Genomic DNA, 25,443 nt, shown 5'->3' with positions numbered 1-25,443 from the left:
GGAAAATAATATGTATCTCGATAAAGAACTTTGTTTTTGTGAAGAACAGGCGGTTACTGCAAGTGCCGTTTCCCAGAATGTTGTCAGCGTCGGTGAAGATTGCGGTTCCGGCGGTAATGTAAAGCTTAAGGTGCTGGTGGACGGAGAAGACTTCGCTACCTTGACCAGTCTGCGTGTAGGCGTACAGGCTTCCGGAGATGATAATTTTGCGCTTTTCGACACCCTTTTTGAATCCGGCTCCATTCCAGTTGCGGACCTTAAGCAGGGCTTCAGTTTTCCGCTTCCTTCATTGCCCGTGAAGCATAAAGGTTTTCTGAGATTGTCATTTACCGTGACCGGAAGCAACGCTACCGCCGGTAAAATCAGCGGCTACCTGATCATGGATGATCAGACCAATATTTAAGGCAGGAAGTTAAGTGAAATTCGTTTGTAAAAAAGATTGTTATGTGAGGAATCCACAGGGAAAATTGCAACTTTTCAAGGCTGGGATGAGTGTTGATTACCCCGCCGGAGTTGATGTCGCAGATCATTTTGATCCTGTAGGCGGTGAGAAAAAAAGAAACGCTCGCGGCACAAAAAAGGAGGCGGGTGACAAATAATAAGTAATTTATATCGTTTCCCCCGGTTCATGAGGACCGGGGGATTTCAGCTTTTTGTAATATTTTATTATGGAAAGTGGCTTTAAGGCTTTATTATAATGGATTTTATTTATAAAGAGTGTTAGATTTTTTATATGGAGAAAGTTGCACACAATAATAAAAGAGCAAAATTGTTAAGTGGTTATGTGCTTTTGTTGCTTCTTGTTTTTTTCTCGCTGCCTGCCCACGCGAATGACGTTCGTCATATTCTGGTACTTCACTCTTATCATTCCGGTATGTCCTGGATTTCAAATATAGAAAAAGGAATCCGTGAAACGCTACTTGTTCCTCCGTATCAAAACATGGTTTTGCATATCGAATATATGGATACCAAGCGATATCATTCCGCTGAGCATTTTGCGACGATCAAGAAAAATTTGAAAACAAAATTCAAAAACATAAAGATGTCGCTGATATTATCTACCGATAATAATGCTTATGATTTTTTGCTGAAGAATCGTGATGACTTGTTTCCCCGTGTTCCGGTTGTGTTTTGCGGGGTAAATAATTTTTCAAGCGAGCAGCTTTTGTCCGTTAAAAATTTTACCGGTGTGGCCGAGATGATATCTTCGCGTGATACCGTGGCCGAGATTCTACGGCAATTGCCGGGAACTGAGAGCATTTATGTTATTAACGATTATCTGAAATCTGGGCGTGCATGGGAGGCAAGCCTGCGGAAAAATCTTATGCCTCTTTCTGGAAATGTCCGTATTGAATACAACAAAAATTTAACTATTGCCGAGTTACGTAAAAAAATTCAATCCATGAAGCCGGGCAGTGTAGTATTGCTGGGAGCCTATTATTCAGACCGTGACGGTACTTATGTTACATATGAAAAACTGGGCAGCATGTTGACCAAAAACAGCCCGGTCCCCGTCTATTGTCTGTGGCGTTATAATATCCGTGACGGGGTGGTCGGCGGTAAAGTAATCAGCGGTTACCGTCAGGGAGTGATGATGAGCGAGATTGCCCGCAAGGTGCTCGGCGGGGTTAAAGCTGATGATATACCTGTAGTTAAGGTTGGATCGAATACATTTATGTTCGATTGGCAGGCTCTTACTAAATACCGCATTCCCGCCTCCAATCTTCCGGAAGGAAGCGTTATATTAAACGAACCGTTTTCTTTTTATGATGAATATTTTTATCTTGTCTGGACTCTAGCAGCTATTTTTTTGGCGATGGCTATCTTGGTTGTTGTTCTGATTAAAAATGTAATTGCCTTGCGAAAGGTGCGCATTGCTCTTGAGCATTCAGAGCTTAAGTACAGGTCCATATTTGATAATGCTCAAGAGGGGATTTATCAGACCAGTTTTGAAGGCCGGATGCTTGCCGTCAATACCGCCTTTGCCGCAATGTTCGGCTATGATTCTCCTGAAGAAGTAATTGAAATGCTGGATAGTGTGGGAAAAAAACTCTATCTCGAGGAATCAGATCGGGAAATATTACTTGAAGCGCTGCGGACAAAAGGCACCCTTACCAATCGGGAACTGAAAATGAAGCGCAAGGATGGCCGAATTGTCTGGATTACAATGAATGCGCGTAAGACCGAAGCTCAGGATGGAACAGTTATAATTGAAGGGTCTCTGATGGATATCACTCAGCGCAAACTCAATGAACAGCGAATGATACAGTCTGAGAAAATGATGTCTGTAGGCGGACTTGCAGCCGGAATGGCCCACGAGATCAATAATCCTCTCGCAGTAATAATCAGTTCCGTACAGAGCCTGCAAAGAAGGTTGAGCCGGGAAACAGCAAAGAATTTGAAAACCGCAGAGGATTGCGGGGCCCAGTATTCCGCTATTGTGGAGTATGTTGAGCGAAGTGGATGCTCGAAGGTATTAGAAGGAATGTATGAAGCGGGAATACGCGCTGCGACGATCGTACGCGGTATGCTCAGCTTCAGCCGTAAAAGTGATTCCGATTTTGAGTTGCGGGACCTATGCGAACTTATGGATGGGGCTTTGACTCTGGTCATGAATGACTATGATTTCAAAAGGGATTATGATTTCAGAAAAATAAAAATTACCAAGGATTTTGGCTCTGATAGTTTAATTGTTGCTTGTGACGGCAATGAAATTCAGCAGGTTTTTCTTAATTTGTTGAAAAATGGAGCTGAAGCAATGGGTGAAAAAAAATATTCTCAGGAAGAAACTCCCTGTTTTGTGCTTCGCAGCTATGCACTGGGCGATGTGGCCGTAATGGAAATCGAGGATAACGGACCCGGTATGGGTGTTGATGTCCGTAACCGGATTATGGAACCTTTTTTTACAACTAAATCTGTAGGTCGTGGAACAGGTTTGGGACTTTCCATTTCCTATTTTATCATTACCGATCGTCATAAAGGTGCTATGGATGTTATTTCCGAACCCGACATAGGAACCCGTTTTATTGTAAAACTTCCTCTTTGCGAAGAATGATTTATTGATCGAACCGCTTTGGACGCGGAGATATTTTTGCCGGTATTATGGAAGGCGGACCTGAATCATCTGATTCAGGTCCGCCTTTGTATTTATCCTGATTGTGAAAGAGAGGACGAAATGAATTGTATCTCTCAAACATATCAGGAGAAAATATGTCCGTTTCAAGAGTTAAAATCTGCAACATTGCCCTGAGAAAACTTGGGGCCAGACTCATAGAATCGCTTAGTGACAGCTCGCAGGAAGCCGTAACCTGCAATCTATTTTACGATCAGGTTCGTGACGCTGTACTGCGTGAGCATCCATGGAATTTCGCTGCTTCACGAATAAGATTGGCCCGGTTGGCCGAGAATCCGGCTTTCGGCTTTACCTGTCAGTATCAGCTCCCGGCGGATTGCCTCCACCTGCGCAGACTGGATTCCGAGGATGATAAATTTGTGGTCGAAGGGGATAAAATCCTTACCGACCGTGAAGGTGCATCTGCCGTCTATACTATGAAAGTGACCAATCCGGCTCTCTTCGATCCTTCATTTGTAATGGCTTTTGCTGCCCGGCTGGCGGCTGAAATGGCTGATGATATCACCGGCTCAACCACCAAAGCCCGCGAAATGTGGACTCTGTATCTGAATGCCATGCAGTCGGCGCGTCTAGCTGATTCTGCTGAAGGGCGCGAGGATAACATTCTTAACGATCCGTGGCTGGAAGCACGGGGAATTCATGGTGTGGATTCACCGGTCTGGAGGGCGTAGCAATGTCAGTATCTCTGATTATGACCAACTTCAGCGCCGGAGAACTTTCACCCCGTCTGGGCGGAAGAGTTGATCTCGCCAAATATGCCAACGGATTGGCTGAACTGGAAAATATGTTCATACATCCGCATGGTGGAGCTTCCCGGCGGACCGGTTTTCGTTTCATTCGTGAGGTGATGGGGCGCAACCGAATACCTGCCGCATGGCTGGATTCAGCGGCAGAATGGAGTGTGGGGGACGGTTGGAGTGTGGCAGAGGCAAAAGCAACTTGCGACGCAAGCCAGACCGGACAATCGGTGCTCAGTCGTGATCTTCAATTGTCCGAAGGCTGTACCTGTGAGGTCGGTTTCAAGCTCAGCGGTTATCAGTCCGGGGCGGTCTGCGTTAGTCTCGGAAACGGAAGTCCTAGTGAATCAGTTTCCGCTAACGGCAGTTATTCTTTTAGTATAAAGGCCGGAGAAACCGGGCTTATCTCAATTCTAGCTGATGCCGATTTTGCCGGGAGTCTTGAGGAAATTCAGGTTCGTGAAATAAACCCGAAAACCCGTCTTATCCCTTTTGAGTTTTCCACCGAGCAGGCTTACGTATTGGAATTCACTGATCGTAATATCCGTATTTATAAGAATGGCGGAATTGTAGTGGACGAAGGTGGAAATCCGGTTGAAATCGGTAGTCCCTATACCGAAACGGATCTGCCGGGTATTCGCTGCACCCAGTCTGCGGATGTAATGTATCTGGTCCATCCGGAAATTCAACCTTACAAATTATCCCGTACCTCCCATGTCGATTGGACAATGGGGTTGGTAGCTTTCAGTTCTCCGCCTGATGAATGGAACAGCGATAAAGGATTCCCTTCATGTGTGACCTTTTTCGAGGAACGGCTCTGTTTTGCGGCCAGTCCTGCCAATCCTCAGACAGTCTGGATGAGCAAGGCCGGATCTTATGAGGATTTCGGTGTTTCCGATCCTGTGGTGGATGATGATGCCTGTACCTATACACTTTCCGCCGATCAGGTAAATGCCATCCGCTGGATGGTAAGTTCCAAGAAGCTGATCATGGGGACATCCGGCGGTGAATGGTGGCTTTCCGGCGGTAGCAGCGCGGATTCCGTAACGCCGAATTCGGTTATGGTCCGCCGTGAAACTACTCATGGTTCTGCCTCGGTTCCTCCTGTTGTGGTCGGTGGGGTTATGATTTTCCTGCAGCGGGAAGGACGGACTATCCGTGAACTTTCATATTCATTTGAGGCGGACGGTTACATCGCCCCGGATTTGACTATTCTGGCCGAGCATCTGACCCGCTCTCATTCAATCACCGAATGGGCCTATCAGCAATCCCCTGATTCCATCATCTGGATGGTGCGCGACGATGGAATCATGATCGGTTTGACCTATCAGCGCGAGCATGAAGTGGTCGGATTTCATCGTCATTCAACGGATGGAAAGTTCAGGTCAGTATGTACAATCCCCGGTCCGACTCAGGAGGAAGTCTGGACTGTGGTTGAGCGGGAGGTCGGAGGTAAGCTTCATAAATATGTTGAGCGGATGGAGAATCAGTTTGTGGGAGAAGGCTCTGATGATGCTTTTTTTGTCGATTCAGGGCTGAGTTACGATCAGGGCGTCAGCGATAGTGTCTTTACGGGACTTGAACATCTGGAGGGCAAGACTGTCTCCGTGTTGGCCGACGGTGCTGTGCGGCCTGATGTTGTTGTTCAGAACGGTAGTATAACTTTGGCCGCCCCGGCGAAGGTTGTCCACGCCGGGTTGCCGTATGTCTCCAACATGAAGACTTTGCGCATCGAGGGCGGCGCTATTTCCGGCGGAACCGCACAGGGACGGAAAAAGCGCATCTCGCATGTGATTGTAAGACTTTTTCAGTCGCTCGGTCTACAGGTCGGCTATGATGGAGATCATTTAGAGCGGGCTCCGTTTCGTACTTCCGCCGACAAGGTAGGCGGTGCACCGGCTCTTTACAGTGGTGATTACGAGGTCAAATTCAATCGAGGTTATGATCGTGACGGGCAGATTTATATCCGGCAGGATCAGCCTCTTCCTCTCTCCGTGCTGGCTCTCATTCCTGAAATATCGGTGTACTCATGAGCCGCTTGAACAGAAGATCCGTTATCACGCTGGGAATTCCCACCCTTGATGATGTTGATTTTGTGGCGGCTAATCTGCGTGAATCGGACCGTCGTGATCTCGAGGGTCTTCATCCCGAAATGTCCATACGTGAAATTATCATGAATGATGTGGAATATTCAATGTTGGTTTACGGCTTGTATCGCGATAGCCGGGTGCAGGCTGTCTTCGGAGTAATTCCAATTGTCTCGGGTGTGGGCTCGCCTTGGGTTGTCGGTTCTGCGGAAGTGGAAAAAGACCCTCTTCCTTTTGCCAGAGCGTCTAAAAAATTGCTGAATATGTTGCAACGCACTTTCCCGTTGCTGGATACATGGGTGTGCGCTCGGAATAAAAAAAGTTTGATCTGGCATAAATGGTGCGGTTTTGAATTTGAACAGCAAACGGTCCGCATGGGCAGGGATGATTATTTCCGTGCCCGGCGGCGGGCGAGAACTTGTATGATGGAGGTCAATTGATATGGCTACAGGTGCAGTAGCAACTTTAGGGGTCGGAATGTTGTTTAATACGGTAGCATATGCCACTACCGGAGCCACTGTAGGTGGCTCTGCCGTTCAGTCCGGTGCGGGCGGCGGTGCGGCAGGAGGGAGTCCCGGCGTCAATTACCTGGGAGCGATGACATCCTTCGGGCAATCCGTACTTAACGGGAGTCGGCAGCTGGGGGAATCACGATACAACACCCAGATGTCCGATATGAATAATTATCATACCATGCAGCAGGGAGTGTATAATCGCAGGGTCAGCAACAAAGAAGCCAAGCTGATCAAGCAGGATGCGGAAATGAAGCTGGCAACCATGCGCAGGGAGCTTTATCGTCGCAACCATTCTGTTTCCGGTCACAAGGGAGTGCGCCTTGATTCCGGTTCCGTTGTGGATGTGCACGAAGATACCATCCGTCAGGCTGCTTATGACGCTGAAATCGTAAAGTATCAGGCAGAAGTTAATTCCAACAGGATGGTTGACCGCGGCGACATGTCGCTCTGGTCCGCCCGTAGCAATGTTATCTTAAACAATAACAGGGAGCAGGAAGCAATCAACAAAAGCAATGCTTCGATAGGGTCATCGCTGATTTCACAGGGAGCTAATCTTGCGGGAGGGTTGCTCAGTTAAAGGTGGGGGATAAATCACAGCAGTAAAATTCTGCCTCGGGCGGACCTGAATCATATGGTTCAGGTCCGCCCTTGTTTTTACACTGAAAATATAAGGCAGGTAATTTAGAGAGTTAACACTACAATAGGAGTAATTAATGACAGTTGTTTCTAGTGGAAACACCATAACCTTTGCCGGGGACGGTGTGCAGAATCTTTTTGATTTTAATTTTCGTATTTTCAGTACGGAAGATCTTTGCGCGGTAGTGCGTGACAGTGAAGGTACGGAAAAAAAATTAGTTCATGGTACAGATTTCAAACTGATTTTTGGAATAGGCATGGATTCCGGAAAAGTTCAGTACCCTGTTTCCGGTGATCCTCTTTCTGTCGGTGAAAGCATTACCCTTTATCGGGAAATTTCCTACACACAGGAATTGGAACTGGTTGAAAACGATGCTTTTTCCGTTCAGTTATTGAATGAAGCATTTGACCGGGGGGTGATGCGGGATCAGCAGTTGCAGGAACAGATGGACCGTGCTTTGAAATATGAGATTTCAACATCGGCTGAAGAGCGTCTTTCTCCGCAGGAATTGATTAAAAATATTTCCAGCGCGAGGGATGAAGCCGTCGCCGCCGGCGATGAAGCGGTTAGTGCCGAAAACACCGTTCGTGAGATGAGTGCTGCCGCACAACTGGCCAGTGAGATTGCACAGTCTGCGCAATCGGAGGCGGAAGCGGCAAGAGATGCGGCTGTTAAGATAGCTGTTGGTGATCTGGCTGAGCTGCGCAGTCCCGTTCCAGTCCTTTCCGGCCCGGTTGAGGCCCCGGAGGGAACTACCGTTTTGATAGAAATCTCAGATCATGTGGATGATGATCTTACTTCGTATGATGTTAATGTGTTCGGATTTGGTTCGGCTATAATTTCAGGCAGCACCATAAGTTGGAAATTAGGAATAACAGAAGCAGACACTCCTAAGATCATGGAAGTAATCAGAAGAAGCAGAGGCGAGCTACAGTCCGACATAGCTACGTATGAATTGCAGGTGAAGTATATTCCGGTGCAAGCCGGCCCGACCATGGCATTCGCCGACAGTGAAGCAGGCTATCCCGGAGCAACCGTAGACGCTGACGGTGTTCATGCTCCCGCCCATTCCGTAGGAGCGGATAATACAAATCAGATTGTTTCGGCTCAGCCAGAGGTTACCCAGACCAGCGGCAATCTCAATATCTTCAATCCACGCCTTGACGGCTTTGACACCCAAGAACCTGTCGAGGTTGGCGATATTATTTTTGCGGATACGGGACAAGGCACCGTTGCGAGTGTGTCCGGTAATACAACTGAAAATTTTGGACAAGACGCAAATGCTTATGTCTGCCTTGGATTCACCGCTGAAGTATCATCCTACGATATAGTAGAGATTGACGTTGCCGAAGTTGTCGGTACTGGTGCCGTGGGTGTGCAATGTGCTTTCTACAATGATGATGGTGCTACACCTTGGGCATCTTACCCTGTTGGCGATCCTGCTAACACCAGTGGTTGGTCAAGCACTAAGAATATAAATACTGCTGGTAAGGTCACATTTGATTTGACTGATACGACTAATTTTACAGTGGGCAATGATTACTGGCTGCTATTTAAAGTTAGTACACCAAGCAATGATAACTACTTAAAACTTAGGTCTGGTCCTTCTGGTATAGCTCCTTTCTTTGGCAGTACTGCTGACGCTGATAGTGGCGGGCTACCTCAAACTTCAACATTTATTTGGGCAAGCATTGATGGAGAGGAATCAACAGATACTACCCGTTCTGTAAGTCTAACCGAAGCTCTACCAAGTGTTCCTGCTGTGGCAGTAAAAAAATCTAACGCCACTCTTAAAGTCGGAGCAGGCGTAGAAGGGGAGTCTCTCGGACCTGAAAAGTCTCTTACTTTGAAAGGTAGACGTGCCTTACCTTATATGACCGCACGAACAACAGAAGGGTTTAAGGTTTCATATGAATTTGGTAGCTCTTATGATCCTGTGTGGGCTGATTGGAATATAGCTGATGGCGACCCAGCAACAGGTCCACAATCATACGATGGAAACATGGATAACTCTTTTCCTGTTTTCCTGTTCTCTGGACCGTTTACTGACCCGGTAACGAGTCTGGATCTAGCGCCATTTGGATTGACTCCAGATGCTCTTATGCTATCGAGAATGCCATCACAGTTTACTTTTCACGGATGGAATGGGTTATCGTGGGACTTATTGCATTCTGTTACAGGAGCTACGTGGTCTAACGCAGAAACTCAAAATTTTGCCTTTGAAAATACAACTGTATACCCTAAATATAGGCTCGTAGTACTTGATATCAATCCCGAGAGTACAGAGGCGTCTACTCATTGGTGTCAGATTGGTGAGTGTAGTCTACTATATGATGAATTCTCTACGACTACAGCTATTGTTGTAGAGGGAGAACATGCCACTGAAATTTATACTGAAGGAGGAATTCACAACAACCTTATTGTTGATGGGCAGGACATAAAAATTAGTTCTGCTAGTGAGTCTGTTGCCGAGGGTGACACTGCAAATCTTGCACAACCGTTTGGTGATGACTCTTGTGTAGCCTCGTACACTTTTGATGGTACATTAGACTCTTTAGGTAATGTGGCTCCAACACTTTTGTGTGGCTCAGTAGCATATGAAGATGGGGTATTTGGGCAAGCTGCTAACTTAACGTATCCTTTAAATCCTGAGTATCTCATTGATGGCCCAACAATAGATCTAGCAGCGGGTTGCGCGATATCCACAAGGTATAAGACTGGTGGCTCCGCAAACAAACAATACTTCTTCTTTGAGAATGACTCAGGTACGCAGTACCTTCTTGGCTTACAGGGAGCCACCGCGTCTCCTGGAGGATGGGCTAGATTTTTTGGTAGCGATATTCCAGAGATGTCTTGGATCTTTCCTTTACAAGACGGTGAATGGCATCACATTGTCTACAACATAGAGGCTACCGATATAGTTGTCTATGTTGCAGGAGCTGAGGTCTATAGGGCAGCAATGTCAGCTGTTGGGCCGACTATAAGAGACTCCTGCAAGTTAATCCGTCTCGGTCAGTTAAATGCCACCACACCTTTTGATCAGGTACGTATTTTTAATCGTACTCTTACTACTGACGAGATTAATGCTCTTTACGTAGAGCGTGGAGATATAACCATTACTACTGTTACACCTGAAGTAGAACTCCCGGCAGTTCCTGAATCTGTATCAATCCCTGATCGCTGTACACTTTCTCCTGACAGTTATAGCTATGCGCTAGACGGTAGCGACCTCAAAATTACCGGGGCGGAGATAACGCTGGAAGACGATCCCGCGCTTAAGCGCTTGGCACTGGCTGTGAGCGGGGCGGATGGACTGACTTTCAAATCCGGTAAAATTTATATCAAGGAGAAACCGTAATGAGCGAGATTATGCATAAGGTGACGGAGCAGGCAGGAGTTTCCATCCACCGTGAAATACCGGCAAAACGCAGCTCCAAGGATTTTGACGTCAGCCTCATGAGCACCGAGACACGGGAATCTTTTATTCGTGTCTGCCGGGATGGCGGTGCAGCCCCGGAGGATTACAGGCATGTATTTGAATCTGTGCTGGGGCGGAATGTGGTTGATGAAATTTTGAAGTAATTGGTAGTATAGTTCATCTTGAAGGGGCTGGTGGAAATTTCCACCAGCCTCTTTTTTTATTTTTTGAGTGTTTTCAAATAGGCTTTACAGCGCTGGTTAACATTTGTGCTGACATTGTCGAAAAAGAAATCATAATCGTATCTATGGTATACTTCACTTCCTAAAGACATATTTAACTGCTCAAGTATCTCTATTGCTGGTGTTGGTATTTCCAACGCACCTTTTTTATTGATGCGGGCGGCGGTAAAATTTTTAATATGCAACTCTTTTCCGGGGCTGAGTAAAATTTTAGCTTCTATGTTCCTGGATGCCGGAAATTCTTTTGTCTCGGTATTCCAAGAAAGCGGATTGACACAACGGGCATCTTTTTTAACTGTCGGAGACATGCCACCGGGACCGATAGTATTCCAGGTTATGAGGCATCCTGTCTGGTCCGGTTTTTCACTAAGCTCAAGTCCCAGTTCGGCAATATCCTTATCAGTAAAGGTCCAGCCCGGCAGGTAGGCTGCAACCAGTTTATTTTTATCCAGCAGATTGCTTTTTTTGAGCAGCAGGGTTTTGAGTACGTATGACCCCTGACTGTGACCTGCCAGAATGAATGGTCTGCCATGATTTAAATTGTTGAGATAATATTTGAACGCGGCTTCTATGTCGGATACTGGAATTTTTAGGTATTCCTGTATGTTCTGGTCACTCATTTGCAGTACTTCAATGTTCATCTGCCTGTATCTGGGGGCAAAAATATTGCAGGAATCAGCAAAAGCGGAAGTTATCCACTGCACGGTGTTCTGGTCGGTTGTTTGATTCAATTCCTGATTATTAAGATCGGCAATGAAATGACCGTCGGCAGGTGGACCGTATGTTGTCGGGTGAACAAAAAACAGGTCAATTTTGTGTGAAATATTTTTATCCTTGATGGACCAGTATTTATTTTGAGAGTAATCAGGCTTGTCAGGGATTTTGTTAGTGTTTTTTGAAATACAGGCGCAAAAAAAGAGGCTTGTTCCTATTAGAATCAATAATATCAGTTTCTTATGCATGCTCAGCCCGTAGTCCTGTTTATTGTTTTTTGTCTCAAAGTGATTGTTTCGCATGCATAATTATCAGAAATACACTGAACATATCTACTAATTTTTCTCACAGTAAAAAACATGGTTGCTATTCTGGGCCATGAGATTTACCTTTTTCCTTCACCTTATGGAATATCCTTTTTATTACCGCCGGGTTTTGCTTTTATGAATCCAAAAAGTTTTTATCGCCGTATTGAGGGCGAACTGATTGAACTTGAGAATTCTTCCCTGCTCAGGGAGGTGCCTGATCTCGATTATGGCGCAGCTAAGGAACTCATTTTCAAGGGCAGGAAATTGTTAAATCTTTCCTCTAATGATTATCTGGGGCTGGCTGAGGATGAGCGTCTTGTCCATGCCTCTGTTGCGGCGGTAAAAAAGTACGGGTGCGGTTCTGCTGCTTCGCGGCTTGTTACCGGAAATTTCGGGATGTATGACGAGTTGGAAAAGGAACTTGCCCGATTCAAAGAGCAGGATGATTCCATGCTCTTCACTTCGGGATATGCTGCTAATCTGGCTATAATTGATAGTTTTGCCGGAAGGCATAGCATTGTTTTTTCCGATAAACTTAATCACGCGAGTATCCTGGACGGTATCCGTCTTTCCGGTGCAAGGCATGTACGCTATCGCCACAATGACCTTAAGCATCTTAAATCCAGAATGGAATCCGTGAAGGATGCGGAAAATAAAATTCTGATTACTGATACTATTTTCAGTATGGATGGCGATTCAGCCCTGCTGGAAGAAATTGCCGATCTTTGCGATTTTTATGACACCATGCTGGTGATCGATGAAGCTCATGCTGAAGGTGTTTTCGGGCAGGGCAGAGGAATAGCGCATGAACGCGGTCTTGCCGGGCGTGTCGACCTGCATATGGGGGCCTTTTCGAAAGGTTTCGGGTCTCTGGGCGGGGCAGTGTCCGGTCGTAGAGAACTAGTCTCGTATCTGCGTAACAAAGGTCGTTCTTTTATTTTTTCCACCGCCCTGCCGCCTGCCGTTGTCGGGGCTAATCTTGCGGCCATACGGCTTGTCGCCGAAAATTCTTCGCGTGGTGAGCGATTGTTGAAAATTAGCCGGGAGCTGAAAGGTTATCTCGAATCATGCGGGTTCAACTGCGGAGATTCGGAAAGCCAGATTATCCCTGTAATTCTGGGTGATAACGTTTCCGCTCTTGCTGCCCGTGACAGGCTTATCGAAGAGGGAATCTACGCGGCTGCCATCAGACCTCCGACTGTCCCGCAGGGAACAGCTCGGTTGCGGCTTTCAATGCGGGCCGATTTAACTGACGATGATTTGCAGAAGATCAAAAATGCGTTTGCCGGACTGAAAGCGGGGCGGATTTAATGAAGATTACTTTTGTCGGTGGTTGGGCGACATCCGCGCAGCAGTATCCGCGATTAGCAGCTTCTGCCCGTTTCTTGATACCTTTTACCGGGTTTGCACCTACGCAGCTTTGCGGGGTAATCGCTGAAGGCGGTGATGTTCTGGTGGGATGGTCCACCGGAGCGCACATGTTGCTAAAAGACTGCCGCAACTTATTTTCAGGCTATGACAGGGTTGTCTTGATTGCGCCGTTTTTATCGTTTACGGATTCTTTTCCAAAACGTCTTATCAGGGGAATGATCGCCGGCATGGAAAATGATCCTGCCGCGGTGGTCCGTTCATTTCATGAAAATTGCGGTGAAACTGATATTCCGGATTACAATCCTGATCAGACCGTACAGCTTGTCGCCGGACTTGATTTTCTTAATTCTTCCAGAATTGAGATTGATGGAAAATTTTCCTGTCCTAACCTGACGCTTGTTCACGCCGCAGAGGACCGAATCGTCCGCCGCAAGGCCTTTGATAAGGTTGCGGGGATAGTTCAGAATTCTGTAATTATGGATATTGCCGGTGGTCACAAAATTTCTGAAACGAAACTAATGAGTATTATCAAGGGATAAAGATTAAGTGAAAAAGAGAATTTGCCAGTGCTTCGGCAAGGCGGCTGCAAGTTACAGCGAGGCCGCTTCCGTGCAGCGTATCGTTGCTCGCAACTGTGCCGGACTTTGCCCGCAAGGCAAATATGAAAATGTTCTGGATGTCGGATCTGGGGTGGGTTTTTTGCACGAGGAATTGCAGAAACGAATTACGTACCGCAATTATGTCTCTCTTGATCTGGTCCGGCCGATGCTTATGGAACAGCAGGGCTCCGGCGCATTGCTGGTTGCCGCAGATGGCGAGGAATTGCCTTTTGTCGGTGAAAAGTTTGATCTGCTGGTCAGTTCTTCAGCGATGCAATGGTACAGCCATCCCCGGAAATCAATTTTGCAGAGTTTTGATGTTCTCAAGTCGGGAGGTAGGTTTGCGATAGCTATTTTTGCGCAGGGAACTCTTTGCGAATTGGCCGATGTAAGTGCAAGAACCGGATTCGGTTCTGTGCAGAAGTTGCGGTCCTGTGAATTTTATAAAGATTTATTTGATAGTATGTCTGAAATTAAAGTGGATTACGCAAATGAGGGGCATGAACAATTCTTCCCTTCTGTAAAACACTTCTTAAAAAAGCATAAGCAGACCGGGGCTGTTGCCTCCAGCGAGGGGTTATCGTGGGGGAAAGATAGATACAGTCGGTTTGTTGAAGAATATGAAGCATTATACAGGGAGGAGGAAGGCATTAAAGCCAGTTACAAGGTATTCTTCGCATACGGAGAAAAACTATAATAGTAGCTGCCGGTTAGATGAGGAAGTTTCTTTTTGACTTTTTTGCTGATCGGTATGAACCTCCTTGAAAGATTAATGATGAGAGTCAGGAGTTAAGAAATGTTAGTAGGGGATTGGATGACAGAAGAGGTGCTGACTATTCAACCGGAAGCACATATACTTCAGGCCATGGAAATGATGCGCGATGCCGGTATCCGACAGATTCCGGTGACTGAGGCTTCCGGTTTGGTAGCTGGTATTGTTTCCGACAGGGATATACGCGATGCCATGCCCTCCAAATTCTTGCCCGGTGATAACACTCACGGTGCAGGTGAGGGATTAAAAGGACTTAAGGTCAAAGATATTATGACCCATGATCCTTACATAGTTTCTCCGGATACATGCATGGAAGTTGCCGCGGAAATACTGCTGGAAAATAAGATCGGCGGTCTGCCCGTTGTCGATGAGTTCGGTCTTGTCGGTATTATTACGGAAGTTGATGTCTACCGTTTTCTGACTACCGTTACCGGAGTCAGTAAAGGAAGTTCCCAGTTCGCTTTTGTTCTGGAAGACACCGCAACGGCTCTTGAGGAGTTGCTTAATGACCTCTGGGCCAGAGGGGTAAGGCTTTCCACCGTTTTTACTTCTTATGAAGGAGTGGAGCAAGGGAAACGCCGTGTATTCATCTGGGTGCAGAAGCTTGATGATGACGTTGTGCAATCATTGGTGATGCATTTGAAAAAGACTTATGATCTAAGTTACCATGTTCATCGGGGAGAGACTCACGAGAATGAATTTTAGTCTCGGTACTTAAAAAAGAAAAACCGCACTGGGATTCCAGTGCGGTTTTTTTTGTTCTGTTCTAGATCAGTTTTTTCTTTTTTACTTCTTCGTATATATCTATTGAAACCATATTTAAAGTCAGCAGCGCTCCGATAACATCGATGTTTTTTTCTACAGCGTAAATTTCAGCAGAGAGAAACTGGGCTTCAGTCAATATCTTTTTTTGCAGCAGCCAGCCCTTGAGATCTGTAGCAACCGCTTCCGGTTTGACTGTAGACTCGGACTTAATGCCCGCTTTTAGAAGCGTCTTCAGGTTCTCCAGCTTTCGCGAAAGATCTTTTCGCCTGTTGCGGAGACTCTGCAGTTCTTCGGTCAGTTTTTTTTCTTTGCCGGCTAACCTTGTTGATTTGAGTTCAAAGTTGCCGTTAATAGTTTTGCATATAAAAATTGTGGCAAAAAAACCTACAACGGTAAATGTAATAGAAAAAATCATTTGCTTGTCTTTTGGTAAAATCGTTCAGAAGCCTAGGGCTCATCAGTAGTGTTGTTCAAATCGTTAAGCTTTTTCTCGGTTTCGGCCACTTCTTGTTCAATTAAACTGATTTCGGAACGTATTTTATCCATGGATTTTTCCATGTGTCCCTGTTTTAGCTCATAGGCCTTCTCTTTTTGGGCATATTTAGAGCTTTGGGCAGCGTAGGTTGAGTAAATAATAAAGGCAAAAATTATAAGTGCAATCGATGCTATAAGCATTTCCGTCATATGATTTTATCCTTGTATGGATTTAATGATTGGACCTTAGGTTATATAGCCTGTATATTCAAGTAAAAATAGCTATCCGCTTAAAATAATATGTAATATGTATAATAAATTAAAGAATAATTAGTTAGGGGAAAATACTGTTGAATTTTTAGCCAAGTGGGTTAACATTTAAAATGTTACGGCTATCAATAATTTTGATTTTTGTTGGGGATATTAATGCATTCGGAAAAAATGTCTGCAAATGATGAATTGCTCTTTTCCGGGGAGGAAAACGAAGAGCCTTTGGTACGGAATGTTGATCCGTGGCATGTGCTGATCGTTGACGATGAGCCGGATATACATTCCATGACCAGAATGGTTCTCGGTGATTTTGAATTCGAGGATCGCCCCCTTGAGTTTGTCAGTGCTTATTCTGGCGAGGACTCTCTCGAAATATTGAGGGAACGGTCTGATTTTGCGGTAATTCTGCTCGATGTTGTTATGGAGACCAATGTTGCTGGGCTGGATGTTGCCCGGCGTATTAGGACAGAGCTCAACAATCAGTTTATACGTATTATCTTAAGGACCGGGCAGCCCGGTTTCGCCCCGGAAAGTAAGGTAATTACCGAACTGGATATTAATGACTACTGGCAGAAGGCCGAGCTTACTTCCCGGAGGCTGACCACCTCAATGACAACAGCTCTGCGTTCTTATCGCGATATGCACAAAATTGAGTTGAACCGTGAAAGTCTGGCGAATATGGCAACGTCAGTAGCACATCAGATTCGCAATCGCACAATGACTATCAACGGTTTCGCTAATCTTGCATCACGTAAACTAGGACCGGACTCAGATGTTTTGGAATATCTTGAAACTATATCTCACGAAACAGCCCGTCTTGAAGAAATAGTGAAAAGTGTTTCTTTCTTTGCGGCAATAGATAACTGTGATCATTGCAGAACCGAGATATCAGAAGTGGCGGAAGAAGCCCTGAAGGTTTGTCGGGAATATGCGAAGACCCTTAGCAGGGACGTACAGTTTGATATAGATTTTACAGAGCTTAATGTTGATGCCCGTCCGGATTTGTTGACAAAAGTTATAATCGAGCTTGTCTCAAATGCGATTTTCTTTGCCGATGAACAGCAGCCCCGTGTAAGCGTTAGTCTCAAGGTTGTGGGGGATTATTGCATGTTGGTGGTGGAGGATAACGGTGCCTGCATTGCGGGTAACGATCTGCCTTATATTTTTGATCCGTTCTTTACCACCAGACCGGAAGCGGTCGGGATGGGATTAAGTATTGTAAACAGAATTAGCAGTGGGTATAACTGGACTGTGGATGTTTCCTGTTCTGATGAAGGCGGAGCCGTTTTTTCCGTGGCAATTCCTTTGTGATATTTAAGTGAGGTCAGATATGGTTGCGAGTTGGAATCCAGATGATAATGATGAGCTCCTTTTTGCGGATGAAGCTCCTGAAGAGAGACATGTCAGGAAAAGCAAAAATTGGAAAATACTCATTGTGGATGATGAAGAAGATGTTCACAGCACCACCCGTCTTGTGCTGGGCGATTTTATGTTCGAGGGGTCTGGGCTTGATTTTCTGAGTGCGTATTCTGCTGAAGAGGCAGTCTCAATATTGAACGATCATCCTGATGTAGCTGTTATTCTGCTTGATGTTGTTATGGAAACCAATCATGCCGGGCTGGATCTGGTCCGAACCATACGTCAGGAAATGCAGAACAGGTTGGTGCGTATAATCCTGCGAACAGGGCAGCCGGGACAGGCTCCTGAACGGCAGGTCATCATTGAATACGATATTAATGACTATAAGCATAAGGCCGAGCTTACCGCCCAGCGACTTTTTACCTCAGTACTTTCTGCTTTGCGGTCCTATAGGGACTTGCAGGTTATCGAGCAGAATCGGAAGGGACTAAAGCATATTATTGAAGCCTCAGGCAGTCTTTTCAAGCAGCAGTCTGTAAGCCGCCTTGCGCAGGGGGTCCTTACTCAGGTTATTTCACTGATGGGACTGCGGGATTCTGTTTATATTGATGGTGATGGCGTCGCCTTGACCAGTCCTGAGCAGGATAAGATGAAAATTATTGCATCTACTGGAAAATATTCCGTTTGTGATGCTTTGGTTGACGATTGTCCGGTTATCTCCGAAACAACAAAAGAGCAATTGCAGGAAGTCCGCAATAAAGGGATTGGCTGTTTTGTCGGTTCCGACTATATCGGCTATCTGCCTACTCATCAACATGGAGCCCATCTGCTTTATGTGGAAAATTGCGGCACGGAATTCTGTGAGCAGGATGAAGATCTGTTGCGGATTTTTTCCGATAATGTCGGAGTTGCTTTCGACAATATTTATCTCAATCAGGAAATTCTGGATACTCAGAAAGAGATTGTGCGAATGCTGGGCGAGGTTGTGGAGTTTCGGTCTAAGGAAACGGCTTTTCACGTAATCAGGGTTTCTGAGATTGCCCGGTTGCTGGGCATGGCGGTTGGTCTTGATCCGGTCAAAGTTGATGAACTGTATTATGCATCACCTATGCACGATGTCGGCAAGATCGGCATACCTGATTCCATTCTCCTTAAGCCGGGAAAACTGACTGCCGAGGAAATGGAGATAATGCGTACTCATACAGAAATTGGGTACAATATTTTGCGGGCCAGCAACCGTAAGCTGCTTAAAACCGCGGCAACAATCGCCCACGAGCATCATGAATACTGGGATGGTTCAGGTTATCCACAGGGGTTGAAGGGTGAGGAGATAAGTATTGCCGGGCGCATAATATGTCTTACCGATGTGTTTGATGCTTTGTGCAGCGACCGAGTATATAAAGAGTCTTGGGAAGTTGATCGCGTGTTGGAATTCCTTAAGTCCAAGAGGGAAACCATGTTTGATCCCGGACTGGTAGATATTTTCTTTGATAATCTGGATAAGATTATGGATGTCAGAAAAAAATATAAGGACGAACCATAAAGCAATAAAAAAGGGAGTCATAGGACTCCCTTTTTTATTGCTATGTATAGCTTAAATTTTATTTCTGATCTTAATGCTATTTTTTCTTCTTCCAGGAATGTTCTTCGCCTGTAGCCAGACGTTTAATGTTGTCTCGGTGAGTCCAGAACAGGAGTACCGTCATTCCGCATGCCAGCGGAACCATGCCTACACAGCCGGTTATCAGCGTAAAGAAAGGCAGCGATATCGCAAAAGTGAGTGAACCCATGGAAACAAATCCAGAAAGGGCGATTACTGCCAGCAGGAAGATTACGGAGTAGATCGTTGCCACCGGGGCAAGCGCCAGAAAAACGCCTATAGTCGTCGCTACAGCCTTGCCGCCTTTCATGTCAAGAAAGATGGAAAATACATGACCGAGTACTGCTGCCGCAGCAACGAGGGAGATAAAAATCCAGTTGTGACTGTACTGGTAGGCCATAAGTACGGGGATGAATCCTTTACCAAGATCCAGGGCCAAGGCGGCTACGCCGTACTTGAATCCACAGAGACGGGCCACATTGGTGGCGCCGGTGCTTTTGCTGCCTTCTGTACGGATGTCGAGATTACAGCATATCTTGCCGATGAAAAGTCCGAAGGGAATAGATCCCAGAAAATAGGCGAAAACCAGCCAGAATATCCAGAGCATGAGCTAACTCCTCTAAGTCTTTTACCGTTTCAGGTCTCTCGGTCCGTCCAGAGATTTCCCCTTGGCAGGAGGGCCTTTATAACCTGTGATTTTCCATTAGAAATCGGTTTTTATTTTTTAGTATATTTTAAAAACCGAAATTACATATATGCTAATTTCCGTTAAAATAACAGCCGGAAATATGCGTCCTTTCTTCCTGAAAATTATTCTTCCATTGCTTCCATTACCCGCAGTTCATTGGTAAGCGGATCAATCTTATTGAATCTGATCTGAAATCCCTGTCCGGGATATAGCTTATCACCAAGCATGGGCCTTGGAACCCGTACATTAATTTGTATTTCCGGCATGGCCAAAGTTGTCAAGGGGCCGCTGTCATCCACTACAACTGCATGGTGCCAGCTTTTTTTGTGCTGGGCCAGATAGAGCAGTTTCCAATATCGCGGCCTGAAACGCTGGACTTTGATAACCGACTGCAAACGTAACTGTAGATTGTCAGCAAGATCTTTCAGCTCATCGGCGTCCCACTTGGCCTCTCCTTCAATCAGATAATGGCAAAGCTGCGCCATGTTTATAAAATCAGCGTAACGGCGCAACGGCGATGTGATAGGGCTGTAACCGTTAACAGCCAGTGTAGCGTGCTTTTTAGGTGTAGTCTCCATCTGTGGAGGAATCATCTGGCGCACCCTAAGGAATATCTCGTGCGGTTCGGTGATGATTCCGCTTAAATCAGAGGGCAAGGCGATATCCTGAGTGCGGTACAGCAGGGGGAAATTGTTCTCTTCAGCATATTTCCCCAGCCCGGAATTCGCAAGGATCATGAATTCACTGATAATCTGATCCGCACGGGGAGTAGACTCCTTGGCGGACATGATTACTTTGGTCTGCTGCGGCCATCCTTCAAGAGCAAGTTCCGGTTCCGGTCTGCGGATAACTATGGCACCGTGTTTTATACGTTCCTGCAGCAGCTTTTCAGATAGCTCGTGGGCAAGGGCCATCTCATCGTCACTGCCCTCCTCAAGCATCTGCTCCACCGCAAGGTATGTTGAATTGTCGGTGATTTTTACCCATCCGGTATGCGGATCAACTGATTGCAGAATCCCGTGGGCATCAATCTCGAAAGTTGTAATCAGTGCCGGTCTGTTTTTTCCGGAGAAAAGGCTGAGTGCTCCGATGCCGAGTGCTTCGGGAAGCATGTGGCTAGTGCCTTCAGGCAGGTAGATGCTGGTTCCGCGGTTCATCACTGCCTGATCCAGGCCGGACTCGAATTTCCAGTCCATACAGGGCCGGGCAAGAGCTATGGTCAAGGTGTAACCACCGTCATCTCTTTTGCGGAGATTGAAAGCGTCATCAATGTCTTTGGTGGTGGCGGAATCTATGCTTCGCATAGGCAGCGGGCAGGGATCTCCAGCGTTTGTTTCCACCGCCTTAACCAGTCTTTCAATTTCAGCGCTGTGTTCTTCGGCCCAGCTGTCGTCAGGGACGTATTCCGCTTCATTCAGCAGGTAGTTGTGGTGCGGAGGCACTATTCCCCAGCCCTGTGCCAGCAGTAGAGGCAGGTGGGGATGGTCCGGCAGACCTTTACGCAGAGCGGACCACATTTTGTTGGATTTTTCTTCGTTCAAGCCGGAGATTCTATCCATGAGGAAAGATTTTAATCCTTCTTTGATTTCATCAGACATATCGGGAATCTGATCCGGTCTGATTCTGCTTCCAGACTCACGGGCGTTCCAGATTTTCTTGAATAATTCCTGCCCGACGCTCATGATTTCTTCATGGGCTTTTTCTTCGGCCTGTTGCTGAAGACGGAGCTCCACCTTTTCTTTGGTGTAGATGGTAAACTCTGGCGGTTGAAATTTGAAGTGGGTTTTGGCCGCGATCATAGCCCGTCCGAGGGCGGAAATCTGATCGGCATCCGGTTCTTCCCAGAGCAGTCCGGCAAACCATTTGAGTGGTGCTTTTTCCAGTTCACCCTGTGCCAGTTCCCATATTTCCATGGTGTCCAGCCCGGCTTGAAGTTCGCCCCTTTTTTCCTGATGGGCAAGCATGTAATCAAGCATTTCCTGCCGGGAGGCGGAGGCGGAATACTGCGGCCCGACCCATGGAAGAACCCGCGCCGCGGGCATTTTGGCTTCACGTTTTGTGATGGTGTAAAGCTTGAGCTTGCCAGCCTGCTCTTCCATAACAAATGCCAGCTGAGGCTGGTTGCCGTGCATAAATTCTACAATATTTCCGGGCGCTACGTAACGTCCTTCTTTGAATAGGGACATGTAAATCCTTTCGGGAACTGCTGTGTTTGCCGGTACAGTAAACGTTTCCCGTACTCCGTCTGTTCGCAATCAGGCGGAAGAAATGTTCAAACTTGCTTAGTCGTAAAAAAATAAACCCCGTACGTCTTGAAAAGATATCCGGGCATACTTAACATAAATGGTTAATTATTGAAATGGCATGCTTTGCCAAAAAAATCTGTTTTTGACTGGAAAAATCGGCGGGATGGGGGAATTCTTTCAGGCGAAGTCAACTATAAGTTTCTGAAAGTAATCGAGTCTGAGGAAAGGGGATCTCTTGCGAGAGTTCCCCTTTCCCCAGACGCCGGAAGCATCTTAATGCTTAAAAGAACGCTGTCCGGTGAAAACCATGGCGACCTGCGGTGAGGCTTCATTGGTAGCCTGAATTACTTCGTGGTCACGGATGGAGCCGCCGGGCTGGGCGATGGCGGTGATTCCCTGAGCCATGCACAGGTCCACACCGTCGCGGAACGGGAAGAATCCGTCTGAAACCAGTACGGAGCCTTTGAGTCCGCCTTTAGCTTCGACAGCAGCCTGTTCGATTTCGGCAAGGTCTTTGGCAGCCTGTTCATCTTTGAGAGCCTTAAGCTTCAGTTCGAAAAGAGACATCTTGAATTTTTCAAAGCAGAGTCCGTCAGCGTATTTGATACGGGCTTTGGTAACGGCCAGTTCTACACAACCTACGCGGTCCTGCTCACCTGTACCGATGGCAGTTGTCACGCCGTCTTTGGCAAAAATTACAGAGTTGGAGGTTACGCCTGCTTCAACTGCCCACGCGAAAAGCATGTCGTCCATTTCTTGTTTGGAAGGAGCGCGGGAAGAGAAGGTGGAACCGTCTTTCTCTGCTGTTGCGGGGATGAAATCTTCTGCATCAAGGATGCGGTTGCGGAAAGAGAACTGTACAACCATGCCGCCATCCATGAGGGATTTCACATCAAGGAAAGGCTGGCCGAGCATTTTTTCCAGATTGGCAATGCCGGGAATCTGGAGAATACGCAGGTTCTTGCGTTTTTTGAGAACTTCAAGGGTTCCTTCTTCAAAAGAAGGAGCAGCAACAACTTCAAAGTATGCACTGTCGACGACTTCTGCTGCTTCCATGGTGAACGGGCGGTTGACTACAATAGCTCCACCGAAAGCTGCGATGCGGTCAGCCTGAAAAGCATTACGCAGTGCGGTTCCCACACCTTCTTCGGACCATGAAGCTCCGCAGGGATTGTTGTGTTTGAGGATAACCGCTGCTGGTTTAGCGGTGAGATATTGCAGTATGTTCAGGGCGTTATCAACATCGGTAAGGTTAGTTTTTCCGGGATGTTTTCCTGCCTGGATCATGTGCTCTTCAGTAAGTGCGGAAACAAGTCCCTGTCCTTCACTGCGAAATTTGATTCCGTCGTATTCCAGTCCCCCTGAAACGAGTTCGTAGAGAGCGGCGGGCTGATCGGGATTTTCTCCGTACCGGAGACCTTTGGTCTCGCCGTCGATTTCCCAGGTTCTTTTTTTGAAGGTAAGTTTCTGCTCGCCCAGTGTAACTGTCATATCAGCAGGAAAGGGGTCCTGCTGCAGGGTTTTGTACATTTTTTTAAGATCGCTCATAGTTGTTCTCCGTGAGTTGTTGCCTTGTGGTAAGCCGCTCATAGCACACCCTTTTCCGGCGGGCAATTTTGAATTGCGGTACCAGCAATCTTTTTGTAGGTTGAATCCGATCAAATGCGCGGAAAAAGTTCAATTTTTTAATTGAGTCCGCAGCCATCACCTTATGGGGAGAATTTATGTCAGAAGGTTATATGGAAAAGGCCCTGTTGAAATTGGCGAAACAGCTTAACGCCTATGACGAGGCTTCACTTACTGAATTATGGAACAAGTATGAAGCTGAAGTGGCCGCTTTCGAGCCCACCCGCAAGTGGGAGGAAGCCGCAGTCGTGTTCGGAATGATACAGGCAGTGCGGCTTAAAAACCAGCTTTTTAATTATCATTGGGCTCAGACAGCCGGTCCGGAGGCCATGTCTCCGCGTCCTGATTTTATTCCCGGTAAAGGGGAAGATGAATTGTTCGGTTCTAAATCGAAAGGTTCCGGCGGATCAGCGGGCGGCAGCAAGGGGAGCAAGGTCATTCGCCTCAAGCCCCGGAAGGATAGCTAGTCCGTTCATGATGTAAAAATAGTAGCGAACGTGATCGACATAATCCACGGCTTCATACCCGCGTGTGTAGCCGTGTTTTGTTTTTGAATGGTATTTGGCTCGGGTAAGCAGGGGGAACACCAGCTTAAGTGAACGCCATGTCCCCGGGTCTTTGTTGGTATATTTAGCGATATCGATGGCGTCGAAAACATGCCCTAATCCCTGATTGTAAGCCGCAAGGGTGAAAAACCAGCGGTCCCAGCCGTGAACGTCCCGTTTTCCGATTTTAGTCCAGAGAAATTTCAGGTAGCGCGCTCCGCCATAGATGGCCTGCTGTGGGTCCAGCCTGCTGGTCAGTCCCAGAAGTTGAGCAGTATCATTGGTTAGCTGCATCAGTCCGCGTACTCCTGTTTTACTGCGCGCCAAAGGATCGAACCGCGATTCCTGATACATTACAGCGGCTAGCAGTAGCGGATCAATGCCGTATTTTTTCGCGGCCTTTATTATATAATTCCGGTAGAGTGGTAATCTTTCACGGATATCTTTGCGCAGGGAATAAAGATCGTAAAAATCGGTTTCTTCGGGGATGAATCCGAAATATTTTTCCCGTAAATTGCTCAGCGTGCCGTTTGATTGCACCAGCCGCCAGTAATCCTGAACCTTCTGATCAAGCCCGTAAACGTCTTCTCGCAGATACCATCTGTACTCCAGATCTTTCCCGAACTCGTCGGTTATCCTGAGTTTATGCAGGAAAGGCCGGATGGGAGTTAAGGCACCGGTTTCCACTAAGTGAAAGCGCATGCTTTTATCTTCATTGTATTTTAGAAGAGGGGATAAATGCGATGAATCTTCGCCGATGACGACAGTCGGTTTACAGTCCAACTGTTCACTCAGCTCTTTGAAGGTTTTTTTCAAACCCGAGTGGTCCGGTATAAAGACTTCCTGATCGCAGAGTTCAAAAGGGGTGCGTAGCTCAAATCTGAGAATATGATGCAGCATTGAGGCCGGATTTTTTTCATAGACCGGTCCTTTCTTCAGCGGAGTGGATGTAGACGTGAGGTCAGGGTTATAGCCGGTTGCCATCATAATATCGGCCTTGCCCTTTACCAGTGCCTGGAATGCCTTATCATGGGTGGGGTAGGCTTTTATTTCGAGTTTGGTTCCGGCATATTTTATGAATTGGTCTAACAGTTCCCGGTCAAATCCCGGTCCCCAAGGAGAAAGCTTCGGGAATACCCTTTCAATATTGACAGCGGCGACTCTGATTGTGTTGGGCAGAGGAATGTCGTGTTTTACTGAATAAATGTAATAAAAAAAAGAGAATAACGCCAAGTACACAACAATATTGAAAATATGTTGTGAAAAAAGTGTCAAAATTCCCGTTTTTGGGCGATTTAATTTACTTTGATGTATTGACATTTCCCCGAAAGATTTTT

The 25,443-nt window shown here is 46.5% G+C and carries 23 protein-coding genes; 16 read left to right on the top strand and 7 right to left on the bottom strand.

All coding sequences use genetic code 11. The annotated features are described in order from the left end of the window. Positions 1–10: 10 nt before the first annotated feature. The 9 genes from ACKU35_RS16790 (at position 11) to ACKU35_RS16750 (ending at position 10,691) form a co-directional block, all read left to right on the top strand. Entirely contained in the window at positions 11–403 is a 393-nt protein-coding gene (locus tag ACKU35_RS16790; protein WP_319761047.1) for a Bbp16 family capsid cement protein, read from the top strand. A gap of 13 nt (positions 404–416) precedes the next feature. Then, on the top strand, positions 417–599 hold the full coding sequence (locus ACKU35_RS16785; protein ID WP_319761045.1) for a hypothetical protein: 183 nt from the start codon (positions 417–419) through the stop codon (positions 597–599). Between the two features lie 185 nt (positions 600–784). Further along, a complete protein-coding gene (locus tag ACKU35_RS16780) occupies positions 785–3,055 on the top strand; it encodes an ABC transporter substrate binding protein (protein ID WP_319761043.1) in 2,271 nt (756 codons plus the stop codon). A gap of 155 nt (positions 3,056–3,210) precedes the next feature. Continuing rightward, entirely contained in the window at positions 3,211–3,804 is a 594-nt protein-coding gene (locus ACKU35_RS16775; RefSeq protein WP_319761042.1) for a hypothetical protein, read from the top strand. Positions 3,805–3,806: 2 nt separating this feature from the next. Continuing rightward, positions 3,807–5,903, top strand: a complete 2,097-nt coding sequence (locus ACKU35_RS16770; protein ID WP_319761040.1) for a hypothetical protein — start codon at positions 3,807–3,809, stop codon at positions 5,901–5,903. Next, positions 5,900–6,397 carry a hypothetical protein gene (locus ACKU35_RS16765; RefSeq protein WP_319761038.1) on the top strand — a complete coding sequence of 166 codons (498 nt, stop codon included), beginning with the start codon at positions 5,900–5,902 and terminating at the stop codon, positions 6,395–6,397. Before ACKU35_RS16770 ends, ACKU35_RS16765 begins: the two co-directional genes overlap by 4 nt. 1 nt (position 6,398) lies before the next feature. Continuing rightward, positions 6,399–7,049, top strand: coding sequence for a hypothetical protein (locus ACKU35_RS16760; RefSeq protein WP_319761036.1), 651 nt, complete (start codon positions 6,399–6,401; stop codon positions 7,047–7,049). A 136-nt stretch (positions 7,050–7,185) separates the two neighbouring features. Continuing rightward, complete coding sequence (locus ACKU35_RS16755; RefSeq protein ID WP_319761034.1) at positions 7,186–10,467, top strand: LamG-like jellyroll fold domain-containing protein; 3,282 nt, start codon at positions 7,186–7,188, stop codon at positions 10,465–10,467. Next, entirely contained in the window at positions 10,467–10,691 is a 225-nt protein-coding gene (locus tag ACKU35_RS16750; protein ID WP_319761032.1) for a hypothetical protein, read from the top strand. The genes ACKU35_RS16755 and ACKU35_RS16750 overlap by 1 nt, the downstream gene beginning before the upstream one ends. Positions 10,692–10,747: 56 nt before the next feature. On the opposite strand, the gene ACKU35_RS16745 is transcribed toward ACKU35_RS16750, so the two are convergent. Further along, positions 10,748–11,731, bottom strand: a complete 984-nt coding sequence (locus ACKU35_RS16745; RefSeq protein ID WP_319761030.1) for a DUF3089 domain-containing protein — start codon at positions 11,729–11,731, stop codon at positions 10,748–10,750. A gap of 195 nt (positions 11,732–11,926) precedes the next feature. On the opposite strand from ACKU35_RS16745, the gene bioF reads away from it, so the two are divergent. From bioF to ACKU35_RS16725, 4 genes are all read left to right on the top strand, one after another. After that, the gene (gene bioF, locus ACKU35_RS16740) at positions 11,927–13,102 is read left to right on the top strand and encodes an 8-amino-7-oxononanoate synthase (RefSeq protein WP_319761028.1); all 1,176 of its coding nucleotides are present in this window, start codon (positions 11,927–11,929) and stop codon (positions 13,100–13,102) included. Beyond that, positions 13,102–13,701: an alpha/beta hydrolase gene (locus ACKU35_RS16735; RefSeq protein ID WP_319761026.1), complete on the top strand. Its 600-nt coding sequence runs from the start codon at positions 13,102–13,104 to the stop codon at positions 13,699–13,701. The genes bioF and ACKU35_RS16735 overlap by 1 nt, the downstream gene beginning before the upstream one ends. Positions 13,702–13,708: 7 nt before the next feature. Next, positions 13,709–14,458 carry a methyltransferase domain-containing protein gene (locus ACKU35_RS16730; RefSeq protein WP_319761024.1) on the top strand — a complete coding sequence of 250 codons (750 nt, stop codon included), beginning with the start codon at positions 13,709–13,711 and terminating at the stop codon, positions 14,456–14,458. A gap of 99 nt (positions 14,459–14,557) precedes the next feature. Next, on the top strand, positions 14,558–15,238 hold the full coding sequence (locus ACKU35_RS16725) for a CBS and ACT domain-containing protein (protein WP_319761021.1): 681 nt from the start codon (positions 14,558–14,560) through the stop codon (positions 15,236–15,238). 61 nt (positions 15,239–15,299) lie between these two features. On the opposite strand, the gene ACKU35_RS16720 is transcribed toward ACKU35_RS16725, so the two are convergent. Beyond that, complete coding sequence (locus ACKU35_RS16720) at positions 15,300–15,713, bottom strand: hypothetical protein (protein WP_319761019.1); 414 nt, start codon at positions 15,711–15,713, stop codon at positions 15,300–15,302. 32 nt (positions 15,714–15,745) lie between these two features. Beyond that, positions 15,746–15,982, bottom strand: a complete 237-nt coding sequence (locus tag ACKU35_RS16715; RefSeq protein ID WP_319761017.1) for a hypothetical protein — start codon at positions 15,980–15,982, stop codon at positions 15,746–15,748. Between the two features lie 216 nt (positions 15,983–16,198). Here ACKU35_RS16715 and ACKU35_RS16710 point away from each other — a divergent pair, with 216 nt between their 5' ends. Together ACKU35_RS16710 and ACKU35_RS16705 are read left to right on the top strand one after the other, a co-directional pair. Further along, a complete protein-coding gene (locus ACKU35_RS16710) occupies positions 16,199–17,353 on the top strand; it encodes a hybrid sensor histidine kinase/response regulator (protein ID WP_319761015.1) in 1,155 nt (384 codons plus the stop codon). 19 nt (positions 17,354–17,372) lie between these two features. Further along, positions 17,373–18,944, top strand: a complete 1,572-nt coding sequence (locus ACKU35_RS16705; protein WP_319761013.1) for a DUF3369 domain-containing protein — start codon at positions 17,373–17,375, stop codon at positions 18,942–18,944. A 76-nt stretch (positions 18,945–19,020) separates the two neighbouring features. On the opposite strand, the gene plsY is transcribed toward ACKU35_RS16705, so the two are convergent. The 3 genes from plsY to ACKU35_RS16690 form a co-directional block, all read right to left on the bottom strand. Continuing rightward, complete coding sequence (gene plsY, locus ACKU35_RS16700) at positions 19,021–19,608, bottom strand: glycerol-3-phosphate 1-O-acyltransferase PlsY (protein ID WP_319761011.1); 588 nt, start codon at positions 19,606–19,608, stop codon at positions 19,021–19,023. 203 nt (positions 19,609–19,811) lie between these two features. Beyond that, a complete protein-coding gene (locus ACKU35_RS16695) occupies positions 19,812–21,875 on the bottom strand; it encodes a ribonuclease catalytic domain-containing protein (RefSeq protein WP_319761009.1) in 2,064 nt (687 codons plus the stop codon). A 333-nt stretch (positions 21,876–22,208) separates the two neighbouring features. After that, a complete protein-coding gene (locus ACKU35_RS16690) occupies positions 22,209–23,483 on the bottom strand; it encodes an IMP cyclohydrolase (protein WP_319761007.1) in 1,275 nt (424 codons plus the stop codon). Between the two features lie 176 nt (positions 23,484–23,659). Between ACKU35_RS16690 and ACKU35_RS16685 the strand changes: the two genes are divergently transcribed. Beyond that, on the top strand, positions 23,660–24,028 hold the full coding sequence (locus ACKU35_RS16685; protein WP_407944189.1) for a hypothetical protein: 369 nt from the start codon (positions 23,660–23,662) through the stop codon (positions 24,026–24,028). On the opposite strand, the gene ACKU35_RS16680 is transcribed toward ACKU35_RS16685, so the two are convergent. Continuing rightward, a complete protein-coding gene (locus ACKU35_RS16680) occupies positions 23,969–25,345 on the bottom strand; it encodes a transglycosylase SLT domain-containing protein (RefSeq protein ID WP_319765428.1) in 1,377 nt (458 codons plus the stop codon). The genes ACKU35_RS16685 and ACKU35_RS16680 overlap by 60 nt on opposite strands. Between the last annotated feature and the right edge of the window lie 98 nt (positions 25,346–25,443).

The sequence above is a fragment of the Maridesulfovibrio sp. genome (assembly GCF_963676065.1).
GTDB lineage: Bacteria > Desulfobacterota > Desulfovibrionia > Desulfovibrionales > Desulfovibrionaceae > Maridesulfovibrio.
Note: the sequence above shows the minus strand (reverse complement) of the source record. Positions and strands in the feature narration are given on the sequence as shown.

Excerpts from the sequence above, each read along its gene's own strand:
- ACKU35_RS16715 (WP_319761017.1), bottom strand. The coding sequence starts at position 15,982 with ATGACGGAAATGCTTATAGCATCGATTGCACTTATAATTTTTGCCTTT.
- ACKU35_RS16760 (WP_319761036.1), top strand. The coding sequence starts at position 6,399 with ATGGCTACAGGTGCAGTAGCAACTTTAGGGGTCGGAATGTTGTTTAAT.
- ACKU35_RS16735 (WP_319761026.1), top strand. The coding sequence starts at position 13,102 with ATGAAGATTACTTTTGTCGGTGGTTGGGCGACATCCGCGCAGCAGTAT.
- plsY (WP_319761011.1), bottom strand. The coding sequence starts at position 19,608 with ATGCTCTGGATATTCTGGCTGGTTTTCGCCTATTTTCTGGGATCTATT.
- ACKU35_RS16705 (WP_319761013.1), top strand. The coding sequence starts at position 17,373 with ATGGTTGCGAGTTGGAATCCAGATGATAATGATGAGCTCCTTTTTGCG.
- ACKU35_RS16725 (WP_319761021.1), top strand. The coding sequence starts at position 14,558 with ATGTTAGTAGGGGATTGGATGACAGAAGAGGTGCTGACTATTCAACCG.
- ACKU35_RS16765 (WP_319761038.1), top strand. The coding sequence starts at position 5,900 with ATGAGCCGCTTGAACAGAAGATCCGTTATCACGCTGGGAATTCCCACC.
- ACKU35_RS16710 (WP_319761015.1), top strand. The coding sequence starts at position 16,199 with ATGCATTCGGAAAAAATGTCTGCAAATGATGAATTGCTCTTTTCCGGG.
- ACKU35_RS16755 (WP_319761034.1), top strand. The coding sequence starts at position 7,186 with ATGACAGTTGTTTCTAGTGGAAACACCATAACCTTTGCCGGGGACGGT.
- ACKU35_RS16775 (WP_319761042.1), top strand. The coding sequence starts at position 3,211 with ATGTCCGTTTCAAGAGTTAAAATCTGCAACATTGCCCTGAGAAAACTT.
- ACKU35_RS16690 (WP_319761007.1), bottom strand. The coding sequence starts at position 23,483 with ATGAGCGATCTTAAAAAAATGTACAAAACCCTGCAGCAGGACCCCTTT.
- bioF (WP_319761028.1), top strand. The coding sequence starts at position 11,927 with ATGAATCCAAAAAGTTTTTATCGCCGTATTGAGGGCGAACTGATTGAA.
- ACKU35_RS16750 (WP_319761032.1), top strand. The coding sequence starts at position 10,467 with ATGAGCGAGATTATGCATAAGGTGACGGAGCAGGCAGGAGTTTCCATC.
- ACKU35_RS16790 (WP_319761047.1), top strand. The coding sequence starts at position 11 with ATGTATCTCGATAAAGAACTTTGTTTTTGTGAAGAACAGGCGGTTACT.
- ACKU35_RS16745 (WP_319761030.1), bottom strand. The coding sequence starts at position 11,731 with ATGCATAAGAAACTGATATTATTGATTCTAATAGGAACAAGCCTCTTT.
- ACKU35_RS16720 (WP_319761019.1), bottom strand. The coding sequence starts at position 15,713 with ATGATTTTTTCTATTACATTTACCGTTGTAGGTTTTTTTGCCACAATT.
- ACKU35_RS16685 (WP_407944189.1), top strand. The coding sequence starts at position 23,660 with ATGTCAGAAGGTTATATGGAAAAGGCCCTGTTGAAATTGGCGAAACAG.
- ACKU35_RS16695 (WP_319761009.1), bottom strand. The coding sequence starts at position 21,875 with ATGTCCCTATTCAAAGAAGGACGTTACGTAGCGCCCGGAAATATTGTA.
- ACKU35_RS16770 (WP_319761040.1), top strand. The coding sequence starts at position 3,807 with ATGTCAGTATCTCTGATTATGACCAACTTCAGCGCCGGAGAACTTTCA.